Genomic DNA, 1,817 nt, shown 5'->3' with positions numbered 1-1,817 from the left:
GCCGTGGTCTACGGCTACTTCCCCTGCGTCTCCAAGGACGACGACCTGATCATCCTGGACGAGCACGGCAACGAGCGCACCCGCTTCACCTTCCCCCGGCAGGCACACGGCCGCCGGCTCTGCCTGGCCGACTTCTTCCGCTCGGAGGACTCCGGCGAGACCGACGTCGTAGGCCTGCAGGTCGTGACCGTCGGCTCCCGCATCGGTGACGCCACCACGGACCTCTTCGAGGCCGACGCCTACCGCGACTACCTGGAACTGCACGGTCTGTCCGTGCAGTTGGCCGAGGCGCTCGCCGAGTACTGGCACGCACGGGTGCGGGCCGAGTGGGGCATCGCGGGCGCGGACCCGGATTCGCTCGACGGCATGTTCCGTACCGCCTACCAGGGGTGCCGCTACTCGCTCGGCTACCCGGCCTGCCCGGACCTGGAGGACCGCGCCAAGATCGCCGACCTGCTCGAACCGGAACGCATCGGCGTCCATCTGTCCGAGGAGTTCCAGCTGCACCCCGAGCAGTCCACGGACGCGATCGTCGTCCACCACCCGGAGGCGAGCTACTTCAACGCGGGAGGCGCACGATGACGACCTTCTCCTTCGAGTTCTTCCCGCCGAAGACGGACCAGGGCGAGCGCACCCTGTGGGACGCGATCCGCCGAGTGGAGCCCCTGCGGCCGGACTTCGTCTCCGTCACCTACGGAGCGGGCGGTTCCTCCCGTGACCGGACCGTCGCCGTCACCCGGCGCATCGCCGCCGAGACCACCCTGCGGCCGGTCGCCCATCTCACCGCGGTCGGCCACTCGGTCGCCGAACTGCGCCGGATCATCGGCCAGTACGCCGACGCGGGCATCCGGGACGTGCTGGTCCTCCGGGGTGATCCGCCCGGCGACCCGAACGGCCCCTGGACGCCTCACCCCGAGGGGTTCACCTACGCCCGGGAACTGGTCGAACTCGTGCGCTCGCTAGGTGACTTCACCATCGGGGTGGCCGCCTTCCCGGAACGCCATCCGCGCTCCCCCGACTGGGAGAGCGACATCCGGCACTTCGTCGCCAAGTGCCGGGCCGGCGCCGACTACGCCATCACGCAGATGTTCTTCCACATCGAGGACTATCTTCGGCTGCGCGACCGGGTCGCTGCCGCGGGCTGCGACATCCCGGTCATCCCGGAGATCATGCCCGCCACCGACGCCGCCCAGATCCGCCGCTTCGCCGAACTGTCCGGCGCGGCCTTCCCCGAGGACCTGGCCCACCGGCTGGAGCGGGCCCGCGGCAATCCCGCCGAGGGCCGGCGGATCGGCGTCGAGCACGCCACCGGCATGGCCGTGCGGCTGCTGGCCGAGGGCGCTCCCGGGCTGCACTACATCACCCTGAACCGGTCGACCGCCGCGCTCGACATCCACCGCAACGTCCTGGCCTCAAGGAGCCTCAGTGTCCGCTGACTTCACGGACTTCAAGGTCGCCGACCTGTCCCTGGCCGAGTTCGGCCGCAAGGAGATCACCCTCGCCGAGCACGAGATGCCCGGCCTGATGTCCCTCCGCGAGGAGTACGCCTCCGCGCAGCCCCTGGCCGGTGCCCGCATCACCGGCTCGCTGCACATGACCGTCCAGACGGCCGTGCTCATCGAGACGCTGGTCGCGCTCGGCGCCGAGGTGCGCTGGGTGTCGTGCAACATCTACTCCACCCAGGACCACGCGGCCGCCGCGATCGCCGCGGCCGGCATCCCGGTCTTCGCCTGGAAGGGCGAGACGCTGGAGGAGTACTGGTGGTGCACCGAGCAGGCGCTGACCTGGCCGGACAGCCCCACCGGCGGCCCCAACAT

At 70.7% G+C, this 1,817-nt stretch carries 3 protein-coding genes; all 3 read left to right on the top strand.

Features of this window, described 5'->3' with window-relative positions:
- Positions 1–582, top strand: a 582-nt coding sequence (locus ABZ453_RS51180) for a vitamin B12 dependent-methionine synthase activation domain-containing protein (RefSeq protein WP_359026943.1), incomplete at its 5' end; no start/stop codon positions are given.
- Positions 579–1,436, top strand: coding sequence for a methylenetetrahydrofolate reductase [NAD(P)H] (metF, locus tag ABZ453_RS51175; protein WP_359026941.1), 858 nt, complete (start codon positions 579–581; stop codon positions 1,434–1,436). The genes ABZ453_RS51180 and metF, both read left to right, overlap by 4 nt.
- The coding region (locus ABZ453_RS51170; RefSeq protein WP_359026939.1) for an adenosylhomocysteinase at positions 1,426–1,817 on the top strand (392 nt) is incomplete at its 3' end. The genes metF and ABZ453_RS51170, both read left to right, overlap by 11 nt.

Source organism: Streptomyces sp. NPDC005799 (assembly GCF_040630525.1).
GTDB lineage: Bacteria > Actinomycetota > Actinomycetes > Streptomycetales > Streptomycetaceae > Streptomyces > Streptomyces griseorubiginosus_B.
Note: the sequence above shows the minus strand (reverse complement) of the source record. Positions and strands in the feature narration are given on the sequence as shown.

Bases quoted from the DNA above. Each gene is read 5' to 3' on its own strand.
- metF (WP_359026941.1), top strand. From the start codon at position 579: ATGACGACCTTCTCCTTCGAGTTCTTCCCGCCGAAGACGGACCAGGGC.